Here is a 26116-nt window from a genome sequence, read left to right as displayed (position 1 = left end):
TTACTAAGAGCGAACATTCACTTCCTGACCAATGTTTCGAGCTTACGGTGCAACATCGAAATGTTGCGGCCTTGGGCAATAAAACTTGGCAAAGTGGCTGGAAGTTGGCGGGCGACTTTATCAGCATCGTCCTGGTTTGGGAAGCTCCCAAACACACAAGCTCCAGTGCCGGTTAATCTGGTTGGAACAAATTTGTTCAACAAGATCAATGCGTTACGAACTTCTTGGTAACGCTTTGTGACCACCGGCTGGCAGTCATTACGACCACCCCCCTCAAGAAGGCTGCGAACTTTAATGGGCGGCGTATCCCGTGTCAACTCAGGGTCGGAGAAAATTTCCGCTGTGCTGACAAGTACTTGCGGAATTGCGACAAGAAACCAGGGTTCACTCAAGGTCACCGGTTGCAGCTTCTCGCCCACGCCTTCGGCAAAGGCGGCGTGGCCGCGCACGAATACCGGCACGTCAGCGCCCAGGCTGAGGCCCAGGGAAGCCAGTTGGTCTTCGCTGTAGTTCAGCTGCCACAGATGGTTGAGGCCGAGTAGGGTGGTCGCGGCATCCGAACTGCCGCCGCCAATGCCGCCGCCCATGGGCAGGCGCTTGTCCAGCCAGATGTTGGCACCCTGGGTGCAGTTTGCGTGCTGTTGCAGCATGCGCGCGGCACGCACGATCAGGTTGCTATCGTGGGGTACGCCGTCGATGGGCGTATGCAGGTGAATTTCACCGTCGGTGCGCAGGGCAAATCCCAGCTCGTCACCGAAGTCGAGAAACTGAAACAGGGTTTGCAGCTCGTGATAGCCGTCGGCGCGGCGGCCGAGGATATGCAGCATCAGGTTGAGCTTGGCCGGTGCCGGCAGAATCAGTTCGGCAGCGGCGGGTATTGCCGGGGCGCTCATTGACCGAGCTGGCGCGGTTGCCAGTCCTTGATCACCAGGGTGACTTGCAGGTCGAAACCGCTGAGCTTGATGCGTTCAGGCAGCCAGAAGCCATTCTGTTCGGCATAGCTCAGGTACTCGACGTGCCAGCCGTCCTGACTCAGTTGCGCCAGGTGGCTTTGGCTGTCGAGGTTCAGGCGGCTTTTGCTATCGGGGGAGGGTAGGCCGCGAATCCACCAGAGCAGGTGCGAAACTGGCAGATTCAGCCCCAGTTGATCTTGCAACAACTGTTCCGGCGACTCGGCTTGGTAGCGGCCTTGGTTGGCCACTTCCAGTTGAATGGCGCCGGGGCGGCCAGTCAGGCGAGCTGCGCCGCGACCCAGTGGGCCGGACAGGCGGATGTCGTAGTAGTCCTGACGTTGTAGCCAGAACAGGGTGCCGCTGCCAGAGTCTTTCGGCGCGCGAATGCCGACCTTGCCATTGATCTGCCAGGCATCCAGGCGGCTTATCTGCTGCTTGTGGGCTTGCCAGCTTTGCGCATCGCCCTGTCCTTCGAGGGCTTCGCGGGAGGTCAGGCCAGCGCAGCCTGCGAGTAATGTGATCAGACTGAAAACTATCAGGTGGCGCGCAAACATCAGAGTGTCTCTGCTCCGGTCAGGCGCAGCAGAGTACTGCGCAGGATTGTGCTGTCGGGTTGTTGTTTCAGGGCTTCACGCCAGAGTTTGCGCGCTTCTTTTTGTTTGCCTTGCGCCCACAGTACTTCGCCCAGGTGGGCGGCAACTTCATGGTCAGGGAATTCCTGCAGCGCTTGGCGCAGCAGGCGTTCGGCCTCATCCAGGTTGCCCATTCGGTAATTCACCCAGCCGAGGCTGTCTAGAACCGCCGGGTCTTCTGGGTTGAGCTGATGCGCCTGCTCGATCAGTTGCTTGGCTTCTGCGTAGCGTGTGGTGCGGTCGGCCAGGGTGTAGCCCAGAGCGTTGAGTGCCATGGCGTTATCTGGCTCGCGCTCGAGAATAAAGCGCAGGTCCTGCTCCAATAAGGCCAGGTTGTCGCGCTTTTCCGCGAGCATGGCGCGGGTGTAAAGCAGGTTGAGGTCTTCCGGGAACTGCTCCAGGGCTTGCTGAATCAGCTGCCAGGCACGCTCGGTATCCTGCTGCTTGGACCAGGCCTCGGCCTCGATCAGGTACAGCTGGATGGCGTAGTCAGGCTGGCTTTCGCGGGCCTGGCGCAGGCGTTCGGAGGCTTCCTCGGCGCGCTGCTCCTTGAACAGCAGCTCGCTCTGCCGAGCCTGGGCGGGTAGGTAGTCATTGCCGGGGCCGACCAGGGCGTACTCGATCAGTGCGCTGGCGATATCATCGAGTTCTTCATAGGCGCGGGCCAAGTTGTAGTGCGCCGCTTCGGTGTGGCTGCCGCGCTCAATCAGCTCTTCCAGATAGACAATCGCCTCTTCCCAGGCTTTGGCTTCCAGGCAGACCAGCGCCAGGGAGAAGCGCAGGTCATCGTCATTGGGATTTTGCTGCAGCAGCGAGGCAAACTCACCCTTGGCTTCATCCAGGCGGTCTTCGGCTACCAGTAAGCGGGCGTAGGTCAGACGCAAGCGTTTGTCGTCAGGGTGCTGCTCGATGCCTTTTTCCAGCAGTGACAGTGCGTCGTTGTTGCGCTCAAGGCTTTGCAGCAGGCGTGCGTGCAGCAGGATCGAGGCAATGGGGCGGTTCTTGCTGGGTTGTTGCTCCAGCAACTCCAGTGCTTCCTGTGGGCGGCCGTCCTGTTGCAGTAGCAGGGCTTTGCCAAATTGCAGTTGGCTGTTGTCCGGGTATTTCGCCTGTAGGCGGTTGAAGCTTTGCAGCAGGCCGGCACGGGTGTCCGGGTCGGTTTCAGCAGCGGACAGGGCAAGGAAGTCGAAATGCGTGTCGCCCTGACGCTGCAGCACCTGCTCCATAAAGCTCATGGACTCGTCATAACGACCGGCGCGCGCCAGTTGCACGGCAGCTGCGCGTTGCGCGTCGATATTCTCAGGCGCGGTTTTGGCCCATAGCAGGCTGGTTTCCAGTGCGGGCTGCTCGGCCCCCAGGTACTCGGCTATGCGAAAGCCGCGCTCGGCGACGCCAGCATCCTGAGTGGCATTGGCCTGCTTTACATAGTTTTCCAGAGCAATGTCGTAGCGGTTGCGTTGCCCGGCCAGTTCCGCGGTCAGCAGCGACAGCAGGGTTTCCTGGCTGAAAGCGCGGTAGACCTGCGGCTGAGTTTCTGCGGCGACGACAGCGGGATCTTCCACCGGAGGCGTGCCATCCGGGGCAGAGGGGGCAAAAGTCTGGCAGCCACTTAATAAAGCAGCGGCAGTCAGCAAGGCGAAGGATCTATTCATAGGAAGAGTATGTGGCCAACCTGCGGTTTGGGCATCATGACACAAGCGTTGGGGCAAGCCCATGGGCGGCCATGATCCTGGTTAAAGTGATAAACCTGCCTATTGGGACAATAGGCAGCAGTGGTTGTTCTCGCTTTGCCGAAGTAGGACAATTGCCGGCTTCCACTCCCTGTCAGCGACGTGCATGGCCTTTATTGCCCTCGGTATCAACCACAAGACCGCCTCGGTGGACGTCCGCGAGCGCGTGGCTTTCACTCCCGAGCAGTTGGTTGAGGCACTTCAGCAGCTGTGTCAGCGCACCAGCAGCCGGGAAGCGGCGATTCTCTCGACCTGCAATCGCAGCGAGCTTTACCTGGAGCAGGACGAGCTGAGTGCTGACGAAGTTTTGGCTTGGCTGGCTAATTATCATCATTTGAGCCTCGAAGAGCTGCGCGCTTGCGCCTATATCCACGCCGATGACGAAGCCGTACGGCATATGATGCGTGTGGCCTCGGGGCTGGATTCCATGGTGCTCGGTGAGCCGCAGATTCTCGGCCAGATGAAGTCGGCGTTTGCCGTGGCCCGCGAGGCCGGCACCCTCGGCCCGCTGCTGGGTCGCTTGTTCCAGGCCACCTTCAGCACCGCCAAGACGGTGCGCACCGATACCGCGATTGGCGAAAATCCGGTGTCCGTGGCCTTTGCCGCGGTCAGCCTGGCCAAGCAGATTTTTGCCGACCTGCACCGCAGCCAGGCGCTGCTGATCGGCGCCGGTGAAACCATCAGCCTGGTCGCCCGCCATCTGCATGATCAAGGCATCAAACGTATTGTGGTGGCCAACCGCACCTTGGAGCGCGCCAGTAGCTTGGCTGAACAATTCGGTGCGCATGCGGTGCTGCTGTCGGAGATTCCCGATGAGCTGGTCAACAGCGATATCGTTATCAGCTCCACTGCCAGCCAGCTGCCGATTCTCGGCAAGGGCGCGGTGGAGCGGGCGCTGAAGCAGCGCAAGCACAAGCCGATCTTTATGGTCGACATCGCCGTACCGCGGGATATCGAGCCGGAAGTTGGCGAGCTGGATGACGTCTATCTGTACACCGTCGATGACCTGCATGAGGTGATCGCCGAGAACCTCAAAAGCCGACAAGGCGCGGCCCAGGCCGCTGAAGAGCTGGTCAGTGCTGGCGCCCAGGACTTTATGCTGCGTCTGCGTGAGCTGGCAGCGGTGGATGTGCTCAAGGCCTACCGTCAGCAAGCTGAGCGCCTGCGCGACGAGGAGCTGAACAAGGCCCTGCGTCTGCTTAATAACGGCAGCTCGGCCGAGGATGTTCTGGCGCTGCTGGCTCGTGGGCTGACCAATAAACTGCTACATGCGCCCAGTGTGCAGCTGAAAAAATTCTCTGCTGACGGCCGCGTCGATGCGCTGGGCGTGGCTCAAGAACTGTTTGCCCTCGACGAGGGCGCGCCGCCTGTGTCTACCCATAGCAGCTCGGCTCATAAATAAAGGTCTGCAATGAAAGCGTCACTGATCAATAAACTCGACCTGTTGCAGGATCGTTTCGAAGAGCTGACCGCGCTGCTCGGCGATGCCGAGGTGATTAGCAACCAGCCGCAGTTTCGCGCCTATTCCAAGGAATACGCCGAGCTTGAGCCGGTGTACCAGGCGTTCAGTGCCTTCCGTAAAGTCCAGTCTGACCTCGAAGGTGCTCAGGCGCTGCTTAAAGACAGCGACCCTGATATGCGCGAAATGGCCGAAGAAGAAGTCGCCGAAGCCAAGGAACAGCTGATCGAACTGGAAGCCAGCTTGCAGCGCATGCTGCTGCCCAAAGACCCGAATGATGGCCGCAACGTGTTCCTCGAAGTGCGCGCCGGTACCGGTGGCGATGAGGCGGCGATCTTCTCTGGCGACCTGTTCCGCATGTATTCGCGCTATGCCGAGAGGCAGGGGTGGCGCGTCGAAGTGCTGTCGGCCAGCGAAGGCGAACATGGCGGTTATAAAGAAGTGATTGCCCGGGTCGAGGGCGACAACGTCTACGGCAAGCTCAAGTTTGAGTCGGGCGCGCACCGCGTGCAGCGCGTGCCGGAAACCGAATCTCAGGGCCGTATCCACACCTCGGCCTGCACTGTCGCCGTGCTGCCCGAGCCGGATGAGCAGATGGCCATCGACATCAACCCGGCCGACCTGCGTGTGGACACCTACCGCAGCTCCGGCGCCGGCGGTCAGCACGTTAACACCACCGACTCGGCGATCCGTATCACCCACATCCCCACCGGCACCGTGGTGGAATGTCAGGACGAGCGCTCGCAGCACAAGAACCGCGCCAAGGCCATGGCCTGGCTGGCGGCGAAATTGAAGGACCAGCAGGAGGCTGCCGCGCACAAGGAAATTTCCGACTCGCGCAAATTGCTGGTGGGGTCCGGCGACCGCTCCGAACGCATCCGCACCTACAACTTCCCGCAAGGCCGGGTCACCGATCACCGCATCAACCTGACCCTGTATTCGCTCAATGAAGTGATTGCTGGCGGCGTTGAGGCGATCATCGAGCCACTGCTGGTCGAGTACCAGGCCGATCAGCTGGCTGCGCTGGGCGATTGATGCGGGTTTGAGCATGTCCCGGAGTGCATCCGGGCTACGGAAATAAATCCCATGGCCACTATCGAATCCCTGCTCAACCACGCCGAACTACCTGACTCGTCCACCCCGCGGCTGGACGCTGAGCTATTGCTCGCCCACGCCCTAGGCAAGTCGCGCAGCTATCTGCACACCTGGCCGGAGCGCGAGCTCGATGCGCCGCAACTTGAGCGTTATCAGGCAGCAATCACGCGGCGTCAGGCCGGAGAGCCGGTGGCGTATATCCTCGGGCAGCAGGGTTTCTGGAGTCTGGAACTGGAGGTCGCAGCGCATACCCTGATTCCACGCCCGGATACTGAGCTGCTGGTGGAAACAGTTCTCGCGCTGCTGCCGGCCACGTCTGCCGCGCTGCTGGACCTGGGTACAGGCACCGGTGCGATTGCCCTGGCGTTGGCCAGCGAGCGCCCAGCCTGGCGGCTAACCGGTGTGGACCGTGTGTCTGAGGCGGTGGCCCTGGCTGAGCGCAATCGCGCACGGCTTAAACTGAGCAATGCCAATTTTGCTGAAAGCCACTGGTTTAGTGTCCTGGTTGGCCATCGCTTTCAGCTAATTGTTAGCAATCCGCCTTATATCGCTGCCGATGATCGCCATCTGGCCGAAGGTGATGTGCGCTTCGAGCCGAGCAGCGCCTTGGTGGCGGGCGCGGATGGCCTGGACGATATTCGCCTGATAATCCAACAGGCTCCGGGCTATCTTGAAGCTGGCGGCTGGCTGCTGCTGGAGCATGGTTTCGATCAGGCTGCGGCGGTGCGTGAGCTACTTAGCGCGCGTGGCTTTAGCGAGGTGGAAAGCCGGCGTGACCTCGGCGGCCATGAGCGCATCAGTCTGGGACGCTTCGATAATGAGTGATGCCATGAACTCGCAGGACATGCTGAATGACGAGGAGCTGCTGCGCTACAGCCGGCAGATCCTGCTGCAACAGATCGATATCGCCGGCCAGCTGCGCCTGAAAAACAGTCGCGCGCTGATCATCGGTCTTGGCGGCCTGGGTTCTCCGGTGGCGTTGTATCTGGCGGCTGCGGGTGTCGGTGAGTTGCATCTGGCGGACTTCGATACGGTCGATCTGACCAATCTGCAACGACAGATCGCTCACGACACTCAGAGTATCGGCCAGAGTAAGGTCGATTCGGCGAGCAAGCGCCTGCTGGCGATCAATCCACAGCTGTGCCTACAAACGCATCGGCAGGGCCTGGACAGCGATTCTCTGGCCGCCGCGGTGGCCGCCGTCGATCTGGTACTGGATTGCTCGGACAACTTCAGCACCCGCGAGGCAGTCAACGCCGCCTGTGTAGCTGCCAAGGTGCCGCTGGTCAGCGGCGCGGCGATTCGCCTGGAAGGCCAGCTCTCGGTGTTTGACCCACGCCGTGATGACAGCCCTTGCTACCACTGCATTTATGGCCATGGCAGCGAGGCTGAGCTGACCTGCAGCGAAGCCGGCGTGGTCGGCCCGCTGGTCGGTTTGGTCGGTAGCTTGCAGGCGTTGGAAGCCTTGAAACTGCTGGCGCAGTTTGGCGAGCCACTGGTAGGGCGCTTGTTGCTGATCGATGCCCTGGGCAGTCGTTTCCGCGAGCTACGGGTTAAGCGTGATCCGGGCTGTAACGTGTGTGGCGGCCATGACGAGTAACGCGCCGATTGGCGTGTTCGATTCCGGCGTCGGCGGCCTGTCGGTACTGCGCGAAATTCGCGCGTTGCTGCCGAATGAGTCGCTGCTGTATGTCGCCGATAGCGGCCATGTGCCCTATGGCGAAAAAAGCCCGGAATTTATCCGCGAGCGTTGCCGGGTGCTAGCAGAGTTTCTTCTTGCACAAGGTGCCAAGGCGCTGGTGCTGGCCTGCAATACCGCCACGGTGGCGGGGGTGGCCGAGTTGCGTGAGCTGTATCCGCAGCTGCCATTGGTGGGCATGGAACCGGCAGTCAAGCCTGCTGCAGCCGCCACGCAGAGTGGTGTGGTCGGCGTACTGGCTACCACGGGTACGCTAAAAAGCGCCAAGTTCGCCGCCTTGCTCGACCGTTTTGCCAGCGATGTGCGGGTGATCACCCAGCCTTGCCCTGGGCTGGTTGAGCGTATCGAAGCTGGGGGGCTGGATAGCGACGCCACCCGCGAGTTGCTGCAGGGTTTTGTCGCGCCGCTACTGGCTGAAGGCTGCGACACGCTGATTCTTGGCTGCACCCATTACCCCTTTATCAAACCGTTGCTGCGCAGCCTGGTGCCGGATTCGATCAGCCTGATCGACACGGGCGCGGCGGTGGCGCGGCAAGTCCAGCGCCTGCTGACCAATCATGACCTGCTCGCCTGCGGCGCGGCGCGGCCTGCGCAGTTCTGGTCGAGCGGTGATCCTGCGGCCATGCAGCGGGTGTTGCCGTTACTGTGGGGCGAGGCTGCGGTGGTAAGCGGCTTGCTCCGCGCGGTTTAACCATACGTCGGCGTTCTCTGCAGCTAAATATTTCTATACTCTCCAGCAGCGTCAGTACGCTTCTACTTGGGTTAATAAGGATTATTACCATGAGAAAAATCGTTACCTTGGCTGCGTTTGCGGCTTTGACGTTGGGGCCGGTCAGTGCGCTGCAGGCAGCGGATCTTAGCGTGGCGGTCGGCCAGACGGGCGACTCAACCATGACCTACCGGCTGGGCACCCAGTTCGACTTCAACCAAAGCTGGTTTGTCAGTGATGTTGGTCGCCTGACGGGCTACTGGGATGGCGCTTACACCTATTGGGATGGTGATAAGACGGCGAGTAACCACAGCCTGTCGTTTAGCCCAGTGTTCGTCTACGAGTTTGCGGGCGAGCGCTTCAAACCTTATATCGAAGCCGGTATCGGCATCGCAGCCTTCAGCAGCACCGAGCTCGAAGACAACGATCTGGGCTCGTCTTTCCAGTTTGAAGACCGCATCGGTTTTGGTGTGCGTTTCGCCGGGCAGGAGGTTGGCCTGCGCGCTCTGCATTACTCCAACGCCGGGCTTAAACAACCTAACGACGGAGTTGAGAGCTATAGCCTGCATTACCGCATGAGTTTCTAGCGGTTTGGATCGTTAAAAAACCGGATCGATATCCGGTTTTTTTGTGTCTGCGATCCATGGCAGCCAATCTTTCGCCGCGCCAAAAACGCTCCCGTCGATTTCTTGTGCCAGCAGTAAACCGCGCGCTCAGCGGTAGATGCTGCTCATGCTTTTGCGCTCGTCCAGGCATTCGGGGGAGGCGGTTTCGAATTCGCGGCAGATCAGTGGGCGCACTTCGTAGATGGTGCAGCGCATGCTGTCGCGGTCCAGCGCTGCGCACCAGCCGTCGTCGAGGCGCAGCATGACTTCGCCGCCCCAGTCATCGGTGTCGATATAGCGGGGCGGCACGCCGGTGTCGGTGATCAGCATGACTTCCAGCTGGCAGCAGCAGGCGGCGCAGTTACTGCAGCTGACTGCGGGTTCGTCCGCGAGTTGGGTGTGGGGGATGGTCTGACTCATGCAGCGCAGTGTACGCCATAGGCGTTATGCCGGGTCTGCGGCCGACGTAGGGTGAGTGGCTTTATATTCATTCAGCGAAGCCCTCTGAGCAGCGCAGCTCCGATGTGATTCGGGGCATTGAGGGTGGCCATCGAGCCGGATTCGCGGATTTCACCCGGGCTAGAAGATCCCTACGATTTTGCCTGCGCAGTCTTGCCGCTGCGTTGGCTTTGCTCATATTGCGCACGGTAGAGCTTGGCGAAACCGTGCAGCACGGGCATCACCATGGCCCAGATGACGCCGATCAGCAGCAGGCTCTGCCAGGTGCCGTAGGGCAGGCCGACGCCGGCTATCTGTGCGCCGCCATAGTAAGACAGCGGTGCGCTAATCGCGCCAAGTAGGCTGCCGCGCCACCAGGGTTGTGCGGTCCAGGCCAGGCAATGGTTGAGCGTGGTGGCCAGCAGTAACCACAGGCTGGCTAACCATAACGGGATCAGCGTGCGTGGTTCACCAAAGTCGAAGACGCCGAGATTAAGCAAGAAGCTGTCCAGTGCGCTGCCGGCGATAAATACACTGACCAGCAATTTGCCTTCGGCTGCCCAACTGCTGGTCCACAGCAGATGCACCGCCAGCACGCCTGCGACAACCAGCAGCCACAGCGTGTCGCCGCCGAAAACGCAGGCGAACCAGCCGAGCTGAAACAGCAGGGTGTTGACGATCAATTTAGGCATCGAGATTTCCCAGTAACGGAGCAGGACGTGCCGCCGGTTTAGCCAGCAGCAATTGCGTGGTGCCGATGGTGCGCTCGATAAAGCCGCCCTCGCAATAGCACAGGTAGAACTCCCACAGGCGGAAGAAGTAGTCGTCGTAGCCCTGCTGCTCCAGCTTGTGCCGCGCATGGCGCAGGTTGTCGTGCCAAATGCGCAAGGTGCGGGCGTAGTGCAGGCCGAAGTCTTCCATGTGGTGCAGGTTCATATCGGTCTTGGCGGTGATGATTTCCAGCATCTTGTTCACCGAGGGCAGCGCGCCGCCGGGGAAGATATAGCGCTGGATAAAATCCACGGCGTTTTTCGCCTGCTCATAGCGCTGGTCGCGGATGGTGATGGCTTGCAGCAGCATCAGCCCGTCGGGCTTGAGCAGGCTGGCGCATTGCTCGAAATAGGTCGGCAGAAAGCGATGGCCGACCGCTTCGATCATCTCGATCGACACCAGCTTGTCGTACTGCCCGGCCAGGTCGCGGTAGTCCTCCAGCAGCAGGGTGATCTGTCCCTGCAGGCCCTGTTCGGCAATGCGCTGCTGGGTGTAGGCAAATTGCTCACGCGATAGCGTGGTGGTGGTGACCTTGCAGCCGTAACGGGTGGCGGCATAGATCGCCATGCTGCCCCAGCCGGTGCCGATCTCCAGCAGGTGGTCGCTGGGTTTCAGCGCCAGCTTCTGGCAGATGCGTTCGAGCTTGTTCAGCTGCGCCTGTTCCAGGCTGTCGTCGGGGCTTTGGAACATGGCCGCGGAATACATCATGGTCGGGTCAAGAAACTGCTCGAACAGGTCGTTGCCCAGGTCGTAATGCGCCGAGATGTTCTTGCGCGAGCCCTTGCGGGTGTTGCGGTTGAGCCAGTGCAGGCCCTGGATCAGCGGGCGACCCAGCTGGGCCAGGCCGCTTTCCATGGCGTCGAGCACATCCAGGTTGCTGACAAATACGCGGATCACCGCGGTCAGGTCCGGTGTGGTCCAGTAACCGTGGATATAGGCCTCGCCCGAGCCGATTGAGCCGTTGCCCGCCACCAGGCCCCAGACCGCGCCATCCTGCACCTGGATCTCGGCACTGAGGCTGGAGTGGGCATCGCCGAACTCCATGCGTTCGTCACCTTCGACGATCACCAGTTGGCCATGGCGCAGCTGTTTCAGCTGGCGCAGCACTGCACGGCGCAGCAGGCTGGCACCGATGCCGCTGCCGGCACGCACCACATGTTTGGCGGAGGTCAGGCTAGAGCTTTTCATGGGGGACTTCCTTTGATGCGGGGCGGGCGACGCGGAAATCACCTTCAGCGGCCCGATGGGTGAACAGGGGAATACGTTTGAGTAGCAGGCGCAGGGCCTGCCAGTAGATGGCGGCGACGGTTTTGCCGGTCATCCAGGGAAACTGCAGCAGGTAGCGGTGTAGGCTCGCGCGGTTCAGTTCAGTGCGTTGCAGGCTGAGGCTGGCGTCGAAGAGTTTCTCCTCGCCCTGCCAGTCGGCCATATGAATACCTAAGCGCTCGCCGGCTGGGCTGAAGCTCATGCGGTACTCCAGATCGCGCGGCAGAAACGGCGACACGTGAAATGCCTTGGCCACGGCGACGTGCTGATGGCCCGTGCCCTCGGCCGGCAGCACGTAGTGGTAGCGTTCGCGGAAAGGCGTGTTGCTCACCTCGCAGAGAATCGCCGCCAGGCGGCCATCGGCCTCATGGCAGTAGAAGAAACTCGCCGGATTGAACGCCAGGCCCCAGCTGCGTGGCTGGGTCAGCAGGCAGATATGCCCCAGCGGCGTGTGGCCCAGTGCCTCGCCAACACGCTGGCGCACAGCGTCGATCAGCGTGATGCCGGCGCCGGTAAATTGCGGCAGGTAATCGGTTTCGCGAAAGGCAAAGGGCGCGAAGCGTCCACGCCCGGCCAGCGGCGACAGTGCGAGCACCGCCTCCTGCTCGCTCAGATCGAGGTAGAGCAGGCCCATGCGATAGCGGAAGTTGTGCAGGCGCGGCGCAAAGCGCCGGTGCTGTACCCAGCCGCTATACAGGGCGCTGTTCATTACCGTTGGGCTGTTCACTACAGTGCCTCACCGAATTCACGGGCCACGCGCAATGCGCTGACCACACCATCTTCGTGGAAGCCATTGGCCCAGTAAGCGCCGCAGAAGTAGCTGTGGTTGGCGCCGAGCAGCTCCTCCCAGCGCGCCTGTGCGGCCATGCCGGCAAGGCTGTACTGCGGGTGGGCATAGGTGTAACGCGCCAGGATTTTGCTTGGGTTGATAGCGGCAGTCTGGTTCAGGCTGACGCAGAAGGTGGTGTCGCTCTGGATGCCCTGCAGGATATTCATGTCATAGGTCACGGCTGCTGGCTGATCCACCGGGCCGCCGAGGCGATAGTTCCAGCTGGCCCAGGCCAGAGGCCGTTGCGGCAGCAGGCGGGTGTCGGTGTGCAGCACCACATCGTTGTCGGCGTAGGGCAGCGCGCCGAGGATTTCCTTCTCGATGCGCGTGGGTTCGGCCAGCAGCGCCAGGGCCTGGTCGCTGTGGCAGGCGAAAATCACCTTGTCGAAGCGCTCGCTGCCGGCGGCGCTGTGCACAGTCACGCCATCGCCATCACGCTCGACCCGGGTCACCGCACAGTTGAGGCGAATATGCTGCTTGAACGATTCGGTCAGCGGCGCGACGTAGCTGCTGGAGCCGCCCTCGACCACACACCACTGCGGGCGGTCACTGACGGACAGTAGGCCGTGATTCTTGAAGAAGCGCACGAAGAACTGCAGCGGAAAACCGAGCATGTCGTTCAGCGACATTGACCAGATCGCCGCGCCCATCGGCACGATGTAATGCTGGATAAAGCGTTCGCTGTAGCCATTGGCCTTGAGGTAATCACCGAGGGTCATATTGCTGGGGATGCGCTGTTGGTTCAGGTCGTTAAGCGCTTCGCGGTTGAAGCGCAGGATGTCGCGCACCATGCCCCAGAATTTTGGCGAGAGCAGGTTGCGGCGTTGGGCGAACAGGCTGTTGAGGCTGTGCCCGTTGTATTCCACACCGCTCACTGGGTCGTTGACCGAAAAGCTCATTTCGGTGGCCTTGAAGCCGACGCCGAGTTGGCTGAGCAGGCGGATAAAGTTCGGGTAGGTCCAGTCGTTGAACACGATAAACCCGGTGTCCACGGCATAGCCTTGGCCATCAACCTGCACATCCACGGTGTGGGTGTGCCCGCCAATCCAGTCGCCGGCTTCGAATACGCTGATGTCGTGGCTGCGGTTAAGCAGGTAGGCGCTGGTCAAACCGGCGATACCACTGCCGATAATGGCGATCTTCATTGGCTGTCCTTGGTCTTGGCTTCAGTGCGGGCCATACGGGCGCCGATGGCTACCTGCAAGCGCTTGGGCAGATGGCCAAGCAGCTTGAGCATGGCGATAAACGGGCCGGGGAAGCTTATTTCAAAGGGTTGCTGCTGCAGGCGTTCGGCGATATAGCGGGCGGCTTTGTCCACCGGCCAGCGCATAGGCATGGGGAAGTCGTTTTTCTGCGTCAGCGGGGTGTCGACAAAACCGGGGCTGACCAGGGTGACGGCTATGTTCTCAGCGTGCAGGTCAATGCGCAGAGCTTCCATCAGGTAGCGCATGGCGGCCTTGGATGCGCCATAGGCTTCAGCGCGCGGCAGCGGCATAAAGGTCACCGAACTGCCGACGCCGACCAGATGTGCGCGGTTGCCCTGGCGCAGCAAGGGCAGGGCCGCTTCGATGCAGTAGCTTGCAGAGAGCACGTTGGCGCGCATGACCCGCTCAACCATCGCCGCCTCGAAGGCGCTAACCTCGACATACTCACACGTGCCAGCGTTGAGGATGGCGCAGTCCAGCGCGCCCCAAACCTGGCCGATATGCTCACCGATGGCACGTACCTGGGAGGCATCGCCGAGGTCGCCAGCGACCACCAGCACTTGCTGCGGATAGCGCTTGGCCAGCGCCTGCAGCGGTTCAAGGCTGCGAGCGCTTAGGGCTAGACGGTGACCCTTTTCGAGCAGTTGTTCGGCCAGGGCGGCACCGATGCCACTGCTGGCGCCGGTGAGCCAGATACGCCGTGCGTTCGCGTTCATGCCAACCTCCGTTTCAGCCAGCGAATTGCCGAGCCGAGTAAGGGCAGGTGCTCGTAGAGCAGGCTGCCTGCGTCGAAATAGTCGCGGTGGCGATAGACCTTGTTGTGCCACAGCAGATGCGAGCAGCCTTCCACGCGGATCAGCTGGCCGCCGGCCAGGCGCGGGTGACGGTAGCTCATGGTCCAGCGCAGGTAGCCTTCACCGTCGCGCACCTGGTCAAAACCGTAGAAATCGAAGCGCAGTTCGCTGACGTTGGCGTACATCTCGGCGAAGTAGCGCTGCATATTGCTCAGCCCGCGCACCTCATGCAGGGGGTCGCAAAACAGCGCGTCGTCACTGTAGAGCTGGCCCAGGCAGTCGAGGTTGTCCTTATTCAGTCCGGCAAAGTCCTGGGCGAACTGGCGCAGAAAGTCGCTCATAGGGCCTCCTCGCCGGCAAAGTGCGGCAGGCTCTTGAACGCGGCCAAGGCGCGCGTACGGCTCTTGCTCAGGTCGACAATCGGCGTGGGGTAATCGGCAATGCCGAACAGCCCGCCGATGGCGGCCGGATTATGAATATTGGTCTTGTTCAGGCCGACCAGCTCCGGCAGCCACTGGCGGATAAAACGGCCGTCCGGGTCAAACTTCTGCGATTGGCTGAGCGGGTTGAAGATGCGGAAGTAGGGCGCCGAATCGGTGCCGGTAGAGGAACTCCACTGCCAGCCGCCGTTGTTCGCCGCCAGGTCGCCATCGATCAGGTGGCGCATAAAGAAGCGCTCGCCTTCGCGCCAGTCGATTAGCAGGTTCTTGGTCAGAAACATGGCCACGACCATGCGCAGGCGGTTGTGCATCCAGCCGGTGGCCAGCAGTTGGCGCATCGCCGCATCAATGATCGGAAAACCAGTGCGGCCTTCCTGCCAGGCTTTCAGCTCCAGGGGCGCATCACGCCATGCCACAGCCTCGGTTTCCGCACGGAAGGCGCGGTGCATGGATACGCGTGGGTAGCCGACCAAAATGTGTTTGTAGAACTCGCGCCAGAGCAGCTCGTTGATCCAGGTAATTACGCCGACATTGCCGCTGTCGAACTCGCCCTGGTTTGCCTGCAAGGCCGCATGCAGGCACTGGCGCGGCGAAATTACCCCGGCGGCCAGGTAGGTGGAGAGCTGGCTGGTGCCGGGCTTGGCCGGAAAGTCGCGGGCGCTCTGGTAGAAGTCGATCTGCTGCGCGGCAAAATCATCCAGGCGCCGCGCCGCCTCGGCTTCACCGGCTGGCCACAGATCACGCAGTTCGGCAGCGGGGAGGGCGAAGCCTGCAACTTGTTCTGGAATCTCATCGCTTTGGATCGCCAGCGGCGCCTGCGCTTTAGGTGTGGCGATCAGTGCTGGCAGGGCGGTGTGCAGGCGCTGATAGCAGACCTTGCGGAACTGGCTATAGACCTGGAAGTAGCCGCCGGATTTGGTCAGCACGCTGCCGGGTTTGAAGAACAGTTGATCCAGATGGCTGTGAAAATTCACTCCCAGGTCGTCCAGTGCCTCGGCCACGGCATGGTCGCGACGGCTTTCGTGCACGCCGTACTCTTCATTGACCTGCACTGCGCTAATTTGCAGCTGCTGACACAGCTCAGCGATGACTTGCGGTGCGGCGCTCCAGTCATCAGCCTCACGCACCAACAGCGGCACATTGAGTTTGCCCAGCTCGGTGGCCAGCTCCTTGAGGTTACGCAGCCAGAAATCGACTTTGCTCGGCGCATCATCGTGGCTTAGCCACTGGCCGGGGCTGACCAGGTACAGCGCCACGGTCGGGCCGCTGGTCATGGCAGCGGCAAGGGCGCTGTTGTCCTGCACGCGCAGGTCGGTACGAAACCAGGTCAATTGCAGCATGTTCAATTCCGTCAGCTGTGCAGCAGGTTAAGGTCGGTAAGGCTATGCAGCGCGGCCAACGGGTCGGCGGCCAGGCTCAGTTCGGCGTTTTGTGCGGTGATGGCGACTAATTCTTCGGCGTGGATCTGTACCACCTGACCGACCAGCAGGCAGGGGCAGTCATAACCACCGAGCAAGCGCTGCAGGTGGGTGCTGTTCAGTGCCTGGCTGGAATACAGCAGCACCGCGCGCGGTTGAATATGTTCGACTGCCAGAGCCAGTTCGGTCGGTGGCGGCGGCCAGTCGAAGACTTCCACCGGGCAGCCGGTGCTGCTCGCCAGCCAGGCGGTCAGCCAAAGACCGGGGGCCATCGGCAGGTCGGAAACGTTGATCAGCAACAGTGGCGTACCACTGGCCTGGCGGTTGTTGTGGTACAGGCGCGCGCCGAGCTTGCTGCGTAGCCAGGAGTAGAAGAACACTCGCTCAGCCTGAGCGCCGAACTGGTTGCGCCAGCGCAGTTCGAGGTCTTCGAACAGCGGCAGCAGCAGTTGCTGGCACAGGGTATGCGGCGGGTAGAGCGCCAGTTCGCTGTTGAAACACTCATCCAGGCGCCGCTCGTTGAGGTTGCAGATGGCTTCCTGCAACTGCTGGCGCTTGCTTTCCCACTGTGAGCTGGCCTCGGCAAAGGCCGGCTGATTGGAGCGCAGCAGGCCCTTGACCTGGCTGACCGAGACGCCGCGATTAAGCCAGGTGAGAATCGCCTGGATGCGCAGCACATGCTCATCGGCATACAGGCGATGGCCCTTGGGCGTGCGGTGCGGCACGATCAGGCCGTAACGCCGCTCCCAGGCGCGTAGGGTTACCGCGTTGACCCCGGTGATGCGCGCTACATCACGGATCGGCATAAAGCCCTGGGCAATCGCCGCCTGGTAATCGTCGGCGGCGCCTGTACTGGTTGGCTCCAGGCTCATAGGGCGTTTCGCAGGCTGAGTTTTTCCGGGTGCGGCTGCAGGTAGACCTGCTGCGCAATATAGGTGTCCGGGTGACGGCGAAAGTGGTGTTTGAGTAAGGTCATGGGCACCACCAGCGGCACCACTCCATGGCGGTACTGGCCGATCAGTTGCTGCATTTCCTGTTTTTCGTCACTGCTCAGCGCTTGTTTGAGGTAGCCGCTGAGGTGCTGCAAGACATTGCTGTGGGTGCGGCGGGTGGCGCAGCTTTTCAGCGCGCTCATCAGTTCGCTGAAATAACGCGGGGCCAGCTCGTTCAGATCGTTTTGGCCAAGGTTGCCGAGCATCCGCCCGAGCAGTTTGTATTGCAGCGGATTGGTAGCCATCAGCAGGTATTTGTAACGTGAGTGGAAGCCGATCAGGCTTTTGCGGGTCAGGCCGTCGCGCAGCAGCTGTTGCCACTCGGAATAGGCAAACACGCGGGTAATAAAGTTTTCGCGCAGGATCGGGTCGTTGAGGCGGCCGTCTTCTTCCACAGGCAGGTTGGGGTGCTTGGCGCAGAAGGCCTGGGCGAAGATGCCACGGCCAGGCTCGCTGGGCCGGCCGTTGTCCTGATAGACCTTGACCCGATGCAGACCGCAGGACGGCGACTGCTGCATAAAGATGTAGCCGCAGATATCCGTCAGTTCACCGGCCATGCGCTCGCCATAGGCAGCCAGGGGCTCGGTGACATCCACCTCGCGCCTGACCGTACCCTCGGCGCGCGGCGCTTGCGGGTCGCCAACCAGGCGGATCGGTTCACGCGGGATGCCCATGCCGATGGCCACTTCCGGGCACAGCGGGGCGAAATCGAAATACTCGCTGAGGGTGCGGCTGCACAGGCGCGATTCCTTGTGGCCGCCGTTGTAGCGTACCTCGGAGCCCAGCAGGCAGGCACTGATGCCCAGTTTGGGTTTGCCGGTGGTGATGTTCGATGGGGTCATGTGCAACCTCTGATGACGACTTGTACAGATCTTGGTAGATGTACAACTTGAGTTCATCATAGGTTTGTAATTGTACAAGTCAATATTTTTGTACAACTACTGTATGGTTTTGTGTGTGGGGCTGTTACTTCCAGCCCATGCGCCAGTGCTCGGGGTTTTCCAGTACGCGCCAGTCCAGGCGTTGGCAGCGTTGGTTGAGTACAGCCTGCAACTCGATCTGCAGCACCGTACCGTCTTCGTCGCAGAACAGCTCGGTGACGAGGAAATGTTTCTCGCGATTCTGCGGCTGCGCTGCCGTCCATTTCGACAGCAGCAGCTTGCGCGGGTTAAGCCGGTGCTTGCCTGGCGCAGTACGCTGTTGGGCGCTCATTGCAGGTGTTCGAGCAAGCGTCGCGCCGCTTCCTGGCCGCTGAGCCAGGCGCCTTCAACACGGCCGGACAGGCACCAGTCGCCGCAGGCATAAATGCCCAGGTCTGCATCGGCCAGTACGCCCCACTGGTGCGCGCTGGCGGGGCGGGCATAGAGCCAGCGGTGCGCCAGGCTGAAGGCAGGGGCGGGCACGGCGCAGCCGATCAGTTCGGCGAAAGCGCCGAGCAGGTGTTCGATCACCGCTTCCTTGGGCATGTCCAGATGCTGCTTGGTCCACTGGCTGGTGGCGTGCAGCACCCAGGTGTCGAGTTGCGTGTCGCGCGCTGGCTTGCTGCGATTACGGGCCAGCCAGTCGAGTGGGCTGTCCTGTACAAAGCAGCCTTCAACTCGGGTTTCCAGCGGTGTGGAGAATGCCAGTGCGACCGCCCAAGTCGGGTCCATGGCCACGCTGGCGGCGGCGCCAGCGAGTTTCGGTACGCTGGATAGCAGGGCGGTGGCCTGTGGTGCTGGAGTGGCGACGATTACGTGGCTGAACGGGCCGTGGTTATTGCCCTCGGCATCTTGCAGGTGCCAGTGCTGTTCGCCGCGAAACACTTCGGTGATGCGGCAGGAGAAGGCCACTGGCAAGGCGCCGAGCATCGCGCGGGTGATTGCACTCATGCGCGGGCTGCCCACCCAACGCACCTGTTCATCCGGCGAAGCACTGAGCTGGCCGTTATTGAAGTTGTAGAGGCTTGGGGTCCATTCGGCAACCCAGCCGCGGGCTTGCCATTGCTGCACCACCTCGACAAAGCGACGGTCGCGGGCGGTGAAGTACTGCGCGCCAAGGTCCAGCGCGCCGGCATCGCTGCGCTTGCTGGCCATGCGGCCGCCACTGCCGCGGCTCTTGTCGAACAGTTGTGCCGGGTGCCCGGCGGCATGCAGCGCCTGTGCGGCAGACAGCCCGGCAATGCCGGTACCGATGATGGCGATGGGGTGAAGAGCGGTCATGGTCTACCTCGTGTTTTCAAGCGTTAGGCTACGCTTTAGACAAAAGCTATACAATATTGTTTTTGTGTATAAGCTATGCCGGAGTCGATCCTGCCTTTCTATAGTTAAGACAACCTGCAGCCGGATTGAAGCCACAAACGTGATTAATCCGTCGGTGGTCACCTATTAAGCACGGTCATACGAGGGCATTTCTATGCATATTCTTCTGACGGGCGGAACTGGTTTGATCGGGCAGGCGCTGTGCCGACACTGGTTGCAACAAGGCCATCAGCTGACGGTGTGGAGTCGCAGGCCCGAGCAGGTTGCTGCCCTTTGTGGCGAAGCGGTGCGTGGCATTGGTCAGCTCGACGAGCTGGGTGAAGAGCCGCTGGATGCTGTGGTCAACCTGGCTGGTGCGCCGATTGCCGACCGGCCCTGGACGCGCAAGCGCAAGGCGTTGCTGTGGGCTAGCCGAATTGGTCTGACCGAACAACTGCTGGCCTGGTTGGAGAGTCGCGCGCACAAACCGCAGGTGCTGTTGTCCGGTTCGGCCGTAGGTTGGTATGGCGATGGTGGCGAGCGTGAGTTGCATGAGGATTCGCCGCCGGTGAGCGAGGATTTCGCCGCCCAGCTGTGCGGCGCGTGGGAAGAGACCGCCTTGCGTGCCGAGGGCTTGGGCATCCGTGTGGTGCTGCTGCGCACCGGGCTGGTGCTGGCCAGTGACGGCGGTTTCCTCAAGCGCCTGCTATTGCCCTTCAAGCTCGGCTTGGGTGGCCCCTTGGGTAATGGTCGGCAGTGGATGCCGTGGATTCACTTGGCTGATCAAATCGCCCTGATTGATTTTCTCCTGCAGCAGGACTCGGCCAGTGGTCCTTATAATGCCTGCGCGCCGACGCCTGAGCGCAACCGTGCCTTCAGCCAGGCCTTGGGGCGCGAGCTGCATCGGCCGGCCTTTATGCCGGCCCCGGCATTTGCCCTGCGCGTCCTGCTGGGTGAACTGTCGGTGCTGCTGCTCGGTGGCCAGCGCGCGATGCCGACGCGCTTGCAGGAGGCTGGCTTCAGTTTTCGTTTTACTCATTTGGATGTGGCCCTGGCGGATTTGCTGGGCCATCACTGATTAGGACTTTGCATGACCGATCACGCCTTGTTACTGGTAAATCTGGGCTCGCCGGCCTCCACTTCCGTGGCTGATGTGCGCAGCTATCTCAACCAGTTCCTTATGGATCCTTATGTCATTGATGTGCCCTGGCCGCTGCGCCGGCTGATCGTTTCGCTGATATTGATCAAGCGTCCGGCGGCTTCGGCGCATGCCTATGCCTCGATCTGGTGGGAAGATGGCTCACCGCTGGTGGTGCTGAGCAAGCGTCTGCAGCAGGCGATGAAGGCTTCCTGGACACACGGGCCGGTGGAACTGGCCATGCGCTATGGCGAGCCATCGCTGCAGACCGCGCTGACTCGCCTGGCCGCCCAGGGCATCAAGCAGGTCACCCTGGCGCCGCTTTACCCGCAGTTTGCCGACAGCACCACCACCACGGTGATCGAAGAAGCCAAGCGGGTAGTGCGTGATCAGCAGCTGCCAATACGGTTTTCCATCCTGCCGCCGTTCTACGACCAGCCTGAATATCTGGATGCTCTGGTCGATAGCGCCAAGCCTTACCTGGAGCAGGATTTCGACCATTTGCTGCTGAGCTTTCACGGCCTGCCGGAGCGGCACTTACACAAGCTGGACGCCACTGGCCATTGCCTGAAGGGCGACGACTGCTGCCGTACGGCCGCGCCCGAAGTGCTGGCTTCCTGTTACCGCGCGCAGTGCCTGCGCAGCGCCGAACTGTTTGCCCAGCGCATGGGGCTTAAGCCCGAGCAGTGGTCGGTGTCGTTCCAGTCGCGGTTGGGCCGCGCCAAATGGATCGAACCCTACACTGAGGCGCGTCTCGATGAGCTGGCCAAGCAGGGTGTGAAAAAGTTGCTGGTGATGTGCCCGGCCTTTGTCGCCGACTGCATCGAGACGCTGGAAGAAATCGGCGACCGTGGCCGCGAACAGTTTGTCGAAGCTGGCGGCGAGAGCTTGCAGCTGGTGCCGTGCCTGAATGATCACCCAAGCTGGGTGGCGGCGCTAAAAACGCTGAGCGAGCGTGCACCCTTGATGCTCTAAGCGAATATGGCGCGGTTGTCATTCGCCCGAAGGGATGCCGCGCATTCGCCTCACTGATAACACCTAAGGGCGATACTCATCGCCCTGTATATCGGCCTAAGCTGGCAGTTCTTTCAACCGTCGTGCACCGCACCAACGGTGCCGAGGAGACTGCCAGTGCCCAACAACAATAACGGCTATCCCTCTGCTACCCGCGCCTGGGTAACTGTCGCCATCCTGATGGTGGCGTACGTGCTGTCCTTTATCGACCGTCAGATTCTCAATCTGCTGGTCGGCCCGATCCGCCGCGACCTGATGATCAGTGACACGCAGATGAGCCTGTTGATGGGCCTGTCCTTTGCGCTGTTCTACACCGTCTGCGGGATTCCTCTGGGCCGTCTGGCCGATACCAAGAGCCGCCGCGGGCTAATTGCCATCGGCGTGCTGTTCTGGAGTGCGGCCACCGCTGCCTGCGGCATGGCCAAGCTGTACTGGCAATTTCTGATCTGCCGCATCGGCGTGGGTGTGGGTGAGGCGGCGCTGTCGCCGGCAGCCTATTCGCTGATTGCCGACAGTTTCCCAGCCGAGCGCCGCGCCACGGCTATCAGCGTGTATTCCATGGGGGTTTATCTGGGGTCTGGGATAGCCTTTCTGCTGGGTGGCCTGGTGATCAAGTTCGCCTCGGCCCAGGGCGATGTGATGTTGCCGGTACTGGGTGAAGTGCGCCCTTGGCAGCTGATTTTTCTAATTCTCGGCGCGGCCGGGGTGCTGTTTACCCTGTTGATGCTGGCTGTTAGGGAACCGGCGCGGCGCGGCGTTGGTGCCGGTGTAGCGGTGCCGCTGGCGGACGTTGGGCGTTATATCCGCGCCAACCGCCGCACCGTGCTGTGTCACAACTTTGGTTTCGCCGGGCTGGCGTTTGCCGGCTATGGCAGCGCGGCCTGGGTGCCAACCTTCTTTATTCGCACCTATGGTTGGGATGCCGGCCAGGTAGGTATCGTTTACGGCAGCATCGTGGCGGTGTTCGGTTGCCTGGGGATCGTCTTCGGCGGCCGCCTGGCGGACTGGATGGCCAAACGTGGTAGCAGCGATGCCAATATGCGTGTTGGCCTGTATGCCGCTTTGGGTGCCGTGCCTTGTGTACTGACCTTTCCGCTGATGGATAGCGCTTTGTGGGCGGCGGTGCTGATGGCGCCGACGGTGTTCTTCCTGAGCATGCCGTTTGGCGTGGCTCCGGCAGCTATTCAGGAAATCATGCCCAACTCGATGCGCGGTCAGGCCTCAGCGATCTACCTGTTTGTGATCACCCTGATTGGCCTGGGTATCGGCCCGACGGCGGTGGCGTTGGTGACTGACTATGTGTTCGCCGACGACAATGCGCTGCGTTATTCGCTGCTTATCGTTACCGCTTTTGCGGTGTTCAGTTCCATTGTGCTGCTGAGCATGGGGCTCAAACCCTATCGCGAGAGTGTGGTGCGTTTGCAGGGGTGGTCGGCCAACCCCGCCTGAATCTGACCAGAAATAAAAAAGCCCCGCGAATTCGGGGCTTTTTAGTGGGCGCGATTACAGGTCCGGCTCTTCCAGCACAGTTTTACTGCGCCAGCCCTGGCCGCCTGGCAGTACCAGGTTGAGCACCAAGGCGCTGATGGCACATAGCGAGATGCCGGAGAGGGCAAAGTCACTGTTACCCATGACCATGCCGCCGATGCCGAATACCAAGGTGACTGAGACGATGATCAGGTTACGTGCCTCGGACAGGTCAACCTGATGGCGAGTCAGGGTGTTCAAACCGACTACCGCAATGGAGCCGAACAGCAGGCAGAGAATGCCGCCCATGACCGGTACGGGGATGCTCTGCAGTGCGGTGCCAAATTTGCCAACAAAGGCCAGGCCGATGGCGAAGCAGGCGGCCCAAGTCATGACTTTCGGGTTGTAGTTCTTGGTCAGCATGACCGCGCCCGTAACCTCCGCGTACGTGGTGTTGGGCGGCCCGCCGAACAAGCCTGCAGCCGAGGTGGCCAGGCCGTCGCCGAGCAGGGTGCGATGCAGACCGGGCTTCTTGATAAAGTTTTTGCCGGTCACGCTGCCGATCGCCACTACCCCGCCGATATGCTCGATAGCCGGAGCCAGGGCCACCGGGACGATGTACAGAATCGCGCCCCAATGCAGCTCTGGCGTCACGAACGCAGGAATCGCCAGCCAGGGTGCGGCCGCGATATTGCTGGTGTCGATCACTCCGCAGAACGCCGCGACGATGCAGCCAACGATGATCCCCGCGAGGATCGGTACCAGGCGCAGCAAGCCACGGCCCATGGCCGCGACCAGCACCGTGGTGATCAGTGCCGACATGGAAATCAGCATGGCGGTTTCATACGGTACTAACTGCGCGCTGCCATCGCCGGCTTTACCCATGGCCATGTTGACGGCCACAGGCGACAGGGCCAGGCCGATGGAGATGATCACCGGGGCAATCACCACGGGCGGCAGCAGGCGGTCGATAAAACCGGCGCCTTTAACCCGTACCACCATGCTCAGCAGGATGTAGACCAGGCCGGAGGCGACGATGCCACCGAGCACGGCCGGCAAGCCGAACTCGCCCTTGGCGGCGAGAATCGGGGCGATAAAGGCAAAGCTGGAGGCCAGGAACACCGGAACCTGGCGGCCGGTCACCAGCTGGAACAGCAAGGTGCCGATACCGGCGGTGAACAGTGCAACGTTGGGGTCCATGCCGGTGATCAGCGGCATCAGCACCAGTGCGCCGAAAGCCACAAACAGCATCTGCGCCCCGGAAATGCCCTGGCGCCAGAGCGGATCGTTATATTCGTCCTGCATGCTCAGGCGTCCTTTTGTTTGGTGCCGAAGATCTTGTCGCCGGCATCACCGAGGCCGGGAATGATGTAGCCGTGCTCGTTCAAGCACTGATCGATGGACGCGGTGTAAATAGTCACGTCGGGGTGCGCATCGTTGACCACCTTGATGCCTTCCGGGGCGGCAACCAGCACCATGGCGCGGATTTCCTTGCAGCCGGCTTTTTTCAGCAGATCGATGGTGGCAACCATCGAGCCGCCGGTGGCGAGCATCGGGTCGATGATCATCGCCAGGCGCTCGTCGATTTCCGGCACCAGTTTTTCCAGGTAGGTGTGCGCCTGCAGCGTCTCTTCATTGCGCGCCACGCCTACGGCGCTGACTTTGGCTCCCGGAATCAGGCTGAGCACGCCTTCGAGCATGCCGATGCCGGCGCGCAGGATCGGCACCACGGTGATTTTCTTGCCAGAGATTTTTTCCACCTTCACGGTGCCGCACCAGCCTTCAATCTCGCAGTCTTCCAGTGGCAGATCCTTGGTCGCTTCGTAGGTCAGCAGGGCGCCAACTTCCTGGGCCAGCTCGCGAAAGTTCTTCGTGCTGATATCGGCGCGGCGCATCAGGCCGAGTTTGTGGCGGATCAGCGGGTGGCGGATCTCGAGAATGGGCATGGCGGGTGTCTCCGGCAGGACGGGCGAAAAATTGCGTTAGATTAAAGCATTGGCTATGCCAAGTGATGGGCCAAGATGGCCTAATGTCGCGAAATAGCGGCTAACGTGTCGCCGCTTGCGGGCAATTGCCGCAGTTGGTCTGTCAGGGCTTGCTCTGCATGGCGCAGATGCGTACCTTTGCCGGCTTTTATTTTGACGCATCGATCAGCTTTTTGGTCTAAACCGTCCCGCCCCCAAGAGGAAACAGCATGTCCGTCGATCTCGCGCACATCCGCCAAGTTATGGCCGAAGCCGATTGCCTGCACAGCAACGCCGAGGTCGAAGTGGCCATCGACGCCATGGCGGCAGCCATCAACAGTGAGATGGCCGAGAGCAACCCCGTGGTGTTCTGCGTGATGAACGGCGGGCTGATTTTCTCTGGCAAACTGCTGCCCAAGCTCAACTTCCCGCTGGAGTTGTCCTACCTGCACGCCACCCGCTACCGCAATGAAACCAGCGGCGGTGAGTTGTTCTGGAAGGCCAAGCCGGAAATCTCCTTTATTGACCGCGACGTGCTGATCATCGACGACATTCTCGATGAAGGGCATACCCTCGGTGCGATCATCGATTTTTGTCGGCATGCCGGTGCCAAGAACGTGCGCATCGCCGTGCTGGTAGACAAGAGCCACGACCGCAAAGCGCGTCCTGACCTCAAGGCTGATTACGTCGGCATGTCCTGCGTTGATCGCTATGTATTTGGCTACGGCATGGACTACAAGGGCTACTGGCGTAATGCGCCGGGTATCTACGCGGTTAAAGGGTTGTAAGACGCATGACTGAGCCACGCTTTCTCGATCAGACCCTGTTTGGTGCACTGGCCGAGCAAGCGGCGGCCAGCCCACGGCAACGCCAGCACCATAACTTCCATCAGATGGACGAGTCTTGCCATCGCATGGCGGTCGGGCTGCAGCCGAATACCTATATCCCGCCGCACCGTCATCTCTCGGCGGATAAGGCCGAAGCGCTACTGGTGCTGAAAGGTCGGCTTGGCTTGCTGATTTTCAATGACAGCGGTGAGGTGCTGGATAAGCGCGTGCTGGAAGCGGGCGGCACCTGTGTTGGCGTCGACCTGCCGCCTGGGGTGTTTCACGCCTTGGTGGTGTTGGACGCCAACAGCATTCTGTTCGAGTGCAAGGCCGGGCCCTACAAACCGGTGGGTGAGGGCGAACAGGCCAGCTGGGCGCCGCGTGAAGGTGAGTCGGGCGTTGCCGAGTACCATGCCTGGATGCGCGCGCAATTTATCTAGCCCGGATTGCCT

The 26116-nt window shown here is 61.2% G+C and carries 28 protein-coding genes; 11 read left to right on the top strand and 17 right to left on the bottom strand.

The window, feature by feature from the left end; genetic code table 11:
• Nucleotides 1–17 precede the first annotated feature (17 nt).
• The 3 genes from ispE to ACIGEK_RS20745 are packed head-to-tail and all read right to left on the bottom strand — an operon-like array spanning nucleotide 18 to nucleotide 3237.
• Nucleotides 18–893 (bottom strand): 4-(cytidine 5'-diphospho)-2-C-methyl-D-erythritol kinase, encoded by an 876-nt coding sequence (gene ispE, locus ACIGEK_RS20755; RefSeq protein ID WP_397495138.1) that lies wholly within the window; start codon nucleotides 891–893, stop codon nucleotides 18–20.
• On the bottom strand, nucleotides 890–1507 hold the full coding sequence (gene lolB / locus ACIGEK_RS20750; protein ID WP_397495137.1) for a lipoprotein insertase outer membrane protein LolB: 618 nt from the start codon (nucleotides 1505–1507) through the stop codon (nucleotides 890–892). The genes ispE and lolB overlap by 4 nt, the downstream gene beginning before the upstream one ends.
• Nucleotides 1507–3237, bottom strand: coding sequence for a tetratricopeptide repeat protein (locus tag ACIGEK_RS20745; protein ID WP_397495136.1), 1731 nt, complete (start codon nucleotides 3235–3237; stop codon nucleotides 1507–1509). Before ACIGEK_RS20745 ends, lolB begins: the two co-directional genes overlap by 1 nt.
• A gap of 184 nt (nucleotides 3238–3421) precedes the next feature.
• On the opposite strand from ACIGEK_RS20745, the gene hemA reads away from it, so the two are divergent.
• From hemA to ACIGEK_RS20715, 6 genes are all read left to right on the top strand, one after another.
• Nucleotides 3422–4717 carry a glutamyl-tRNA reductase gene (hemA, locus tag ACIGEK_RS20740; protein WP_397495135.1) on the top strand — a complete coding sequence of 432 codons (1296 nt, stop codon included), beginning with the start codon at nucleotides 3422–3424 and terminating at the stop codon, nucleotides 4715–4717.
• Nucleotides 4718–4726: 9 nt separating this feature from the next.
• Nucleotides 4727–5809: a peptide chain release factor 1 gene (gene prfA, locus ACIGEK_RS20735; RefSeq protein ID WP_397495134.1), complete on the top strand. Its 1083-nt coding sequence runs from the start codon at nucleotides 4727–4729 to the stop codon at nucleotides 5807–5809.
• Nucleotides 5810–5860: 51 nt separating this feature from the next.
• Nucleotides 5861–6694, top strand: coding sequence for a peptide chain release factor N(5)-glutamine methyltransferase (gene prmC / locus ACIGEK_RS20730; protein ID WP_397495133.1), 834 nt, complete (start codon nucleotides 5861–5863; stop codon nucleotides 6692–6694).
• A 19-nt stretch (nucleotides 6695–6713) separates the two neighbouring features.
• A complete protein-coding gene (locus tag ACIGEK_RS20725; RefSeq protein WP_397495164.1) occupies nucleotides 6714–7469 on the top strand; it encodes a molybdopterin-synthase adenylyltransferase MoeB in 756 nt (251 codons plus the stop codon).
• Nucleotides 7459–8259 carry a glutamate racemase gene (gene murI, locus ACIGEK_RS20720; protein ID WP_397495131.1) on the top strand — a complete coding sequence of 267 codons (801 nt, stop codon included), beginning with the start codon at nucleotides 7459–7461 and terminating at the stop codon, nucleotides 8257–8259. The genes ACIGEK_RS20725 and murI overlap by 11 nt, the downstream gene beginning before the upstream one ends.
• Nucleotides 8260–8348: 89 nt before the next feature.
• Nucleotides 8349–8864, top strand: coding sequence for an acyloxyacyl hydrolase (locus tag ACIGEK_RS20715; RefSeq protein ID WP_397495130.1), 516 nt, complete (start codon nucleotides 8349–8351; stop codon nucleotides 8862–8864).
• Nucleotides 8865–8990: 126 nt separating this feature from the next.
• On the opposite strand, the gene ACIGEK_RS20710 is transcribed toward ACIGEK_RS20715, so the two are convergent.
• From ACIGEK_RS20710 to ACIGEK_RS20655, 12 genes are all read right to left on the bottom strand, one after another.
• Entirely contained in the window at nucleotides 8991–9302 is a 312-nt protein-coding gene (locus tag ACIGEK_RS20710; protein WP_397495129.1) for a YkgJ family cysteine cluster protein, read from the bottom strand.
• A gap of 170 nt (nucleotides 9303–9472) precedes the next feature.
• A complete protein-coding gene (locus ACIGEK_RS20705) occupies nucleotides 9473–10012 on the bottom strand; it encodes a DUF2878 domain-containing protein (protein ID WP_397495128.1) in 540 nt (179 codons plus the stop codon).
• A complete protein-coding gene (locus tag ACIGEK_RS20700) occupies nucleotides 10005–11279 on the bottom strand; it encodes a class I SAM-dependent methyltransferase (RefSeq protein ID WP_397495127.1) in 1275 nt (424 codons plus the stop codon). Before ACIGEK_RS20700 ends, ACIGEK_RS20705 begins: the two co-directional genes overlap by 8 nt.
• Nucleotides 11266–12066, bottom strand: a complete 801-nt coding sequence (locus tag ACIGEK_RS20695; RefSeq protein ID WP_397495163.1) for a DUF1365 domain-containing protein — start codon at nucleotides 12064–12066, stop codon at nucleotides 11266–11268. Before ACIGEK_RS20695 ends, ACIGEK_RS20700 begins: the two co-directional genes overlap by 14 nt.
• 17 nt (nucleotides 12067–12083) lie before the next feature.
• The gene (locus tag ACIGEK_RS20690) at nucleotides 12084–13331 is read right to left on the bottom strand and encodes an NAD(P)/FAD-dependent oxidoreductase (protein WP_397495126.1); all 1248 of its coding nucleotides are present in this window, start codon (nucleotides 13329–13331) and stop codon (nucleotides 12084–12086) included.
• Nucleotides 13328–14107, bottom strand: a complete 780-nt coding sequence (locus ACIGEK_RS20685) for an SDR family NAD(P)-dependent oxidoreductase (RefSeq protein WP_397495125.1) — start codon at nucleotides 14105–14107, stop codon at nucleotides 13328–13330. Before ACIGEK_RS20685 ends, ACIGEK_RS20690 begins: the two co-directional genes overlap by 4 nt.
• Complete coding sequence (locus tag ACIGEK_RS20680; protein ID WP_397495124.1) at nucleotides 14104–14526, bottom strand: nuclear transport factor 2 family protein; 423 nt, start codon at nucleotides 14524–14526, stop codon at nucleotides 14104–14106. The genes ACIGEK_RS20685 and ACIGEK_RS20680 overlap by 4 nt, the downstream gene beginning before the upstream one ends.
• Nucleotides 14523–15962 carry a deoxyribodipyrimidine photo-lyase gene (phrB, locus tag ACIGEK_RS20675; RefSeq protein ID WP_397495162.1) on the bottom strand — a complete coding sequence of 480 codons (1440 nt, stop codon included), beginning with the start codon at nucleotides 15960–15962 and terminating at the stop codon, nucleotides 14523–14525. Before phrB ends, ACIGEK_RS20680 begins: the two co-directional genes overlap by 4 nt.
• 14 nt (nucleotides 15963–15976) lie before the next feature.
• Nucleotides 15977–16915: a MerR family transcriptional regulator gene (locus ACIGEK_RS20670; protein ID WP_397495123.1), complete on the bottom strand. Its 939-nt coding sequence runs from the start codon at nucleotides 16913–16915 to the stop codon at nucleotides 15977–15979.
• Nucleotides 16912–17877: a YbgA family protein gene (locus ACIGEK_RS20665; RefSeq protein ID WP_397495122.1), complete on the bottom strand. Its 966-nt coding sequence runs from the start codon at nucleotides 17875–17877 to the stop codon at nucleotides 16912–16914. The genes ACIGEK_RS20670 and ACIGEK_RS20665 overlap by 4 nt, the downstream gene beginning before the upstream one ends.
• Nucleotides 17878–18001: 124 nt before the next feature.
• Nucleotides 18002–18247 (bottom strand): TIGR02450 family Trp-rich protein, encoded by a 246-nt coding sequence (locus tag ACIGEK_RS20660; RefSeq protein WP_304866466.1) that lies wholly within the window; start codon nucleotides 18245–18247, stop codon nucleotides 18002–18004.
• Nucleotides 18244–19236, bottom strand: a complete 993-nt coding sequence (locus ACIGEK_RS20655) for an NAD(P)/FAD-dependent oxidoreductase (protein WP_397495121.1) — start codon at nucleotides 19234–19236, stop codon at nucleotides 18244–18246. The genes ACIGEK_RS20660 and ACIGEK_RS20655 overlap by 4 nt, the downstream gene beginning before the upstream one ends.
• Nucleotides 19237–19429: 193 nt before the next feature.
• Here ACIGEK_RS20655 and ACIGEK_RS20650 point away from each other — a divergent pair, with 193 nt between their 5' ends.
• The 3 genes from ACIGEK_RS20650 (at nucleotide 19430) to ACIGEK_RS20640 (ending at nucleotide 22855) form a co-directional block, all read left to right on the top strand.
• Nucleotides 19430–20332 carry a TIGR01777 family oxidoreductase gene (locus ACIGEK_RS20650; RefSeq protein ID WP_397495120.1) on the top strand — a complete coding sequence of 301 codons (903 nt, stop codon included), beginning with the start codon at nucleotides 19430–19432 and terminating at the stop codon, nucleotides 20330–20332.
• Between the two features lie 12 nt (nucleotides 20333–20344).
• On the top strand, nucleotides 20345–21367 hold the full coding sequence (gene hemH / locus ACIGEK_RS20645) for a ferrochelatase (RefSeq protein WP_397495119.1): 1023 nt from the start codon (nucleotides 20345–20347) through the stop codon (nucleotides 21365–21367).
• Between the two features lie 156 nt (nucleotides 21368–21523).
• The gene (locus ACIGEK_RS20640; protein ID WP_397495118.1) at nucleotides 21524–22855 is read left to right on the top strand and encodes a spinster family MFS transporter; all 1332 of its coding nucleotides are present in this window, start codon (nucleotides 21524–21526) and stop codon (nucleotides 22853–22855) included.
• 54 nt (nucleotides 22856–22909) lie between these two features.
• Here the strand turns inward: ACIGEK_RS20640 and ACIGEK_RS20635 are convergent, their stop codons facing one another.
• Both ACIGEK_RS20635 and upp read right to left on the bottom strand, forming a co-directional pair.
• Nucleotides 22910–24178: a uracil-xanthine permease family protein gene (locus ACIGEK_RS20635; RefSeq protein WP_397495116.1), complete on the bottom strand. Its 1269-nt coding sequence runs from the start codon at nucleotides 24176–24178 to the stop codon at nucleotides 22910–22912.
• Nucleotides 24179–24180: 2 nt separating this feature from the next.
• Complete coding sequence (gene upp, locus ACIGEK_RS20630) at nucleotides 24181–24819, bottom strand: uracil phosphoribosyltransferase (RefSeq protein WP_397495114.1); 639 nt, start codon at nucleotides 24817–24819, stop codon at nucleotides 24181–24183.
• 248 nt (nucleotides 24820–25067) lie between these two features.
• On the opposite strand from upp, the gene ACIGEK_RS20625 reads away from it, so the two are divergent.
• Together ACIGEK_RS20625 and ACIGEK_RS20620 are read left to right on the top strand one after the other, a co-directional pair.
• Nucleotides 25068–25625: a hypoxanthine-guanine phosphoribosyltransferase gene (locus ACIGEK_RS20625; protein WP_397495113.1), complete on the top strand. Its 558-nt coding sequence runs from the start codon at nucleotides 25068–25070 to the stop codon at nucleotides 25623–25625.
• A 5-nt stretch (nucleotides 25626–25630) separates the two neighbouring features.
• Complete coding sequence (locus ACIGEK_RS20620) at nucleotides 25631–26104, top strand: WbuC family cupin fold metalloprotein (RefSeq protein ID WP_397495112.1); 474 nt, start codon at nucleotides 25631–25633, stop codon at nucleotides 26102–26104.
• The last annotated feature ends 12 nt before the right edge of the window (nucleotides 26105–26116 follow it).

Origin of the sequence: Pseudomonas sp. NPDC079086, assembly GCF_044542155.1 — a bacterium.
Taxonomy (GTDB): Bacteria; Pseudomonadota; Gammaproteobacteria; order Pseudomonadales; family Pseudomonadaceae; genus Aquipseudomonas.
Note: the sequence above shows the minus strand (reverse complement) of the source record. Positions and strands in the feature narration are given on the sequence as shown.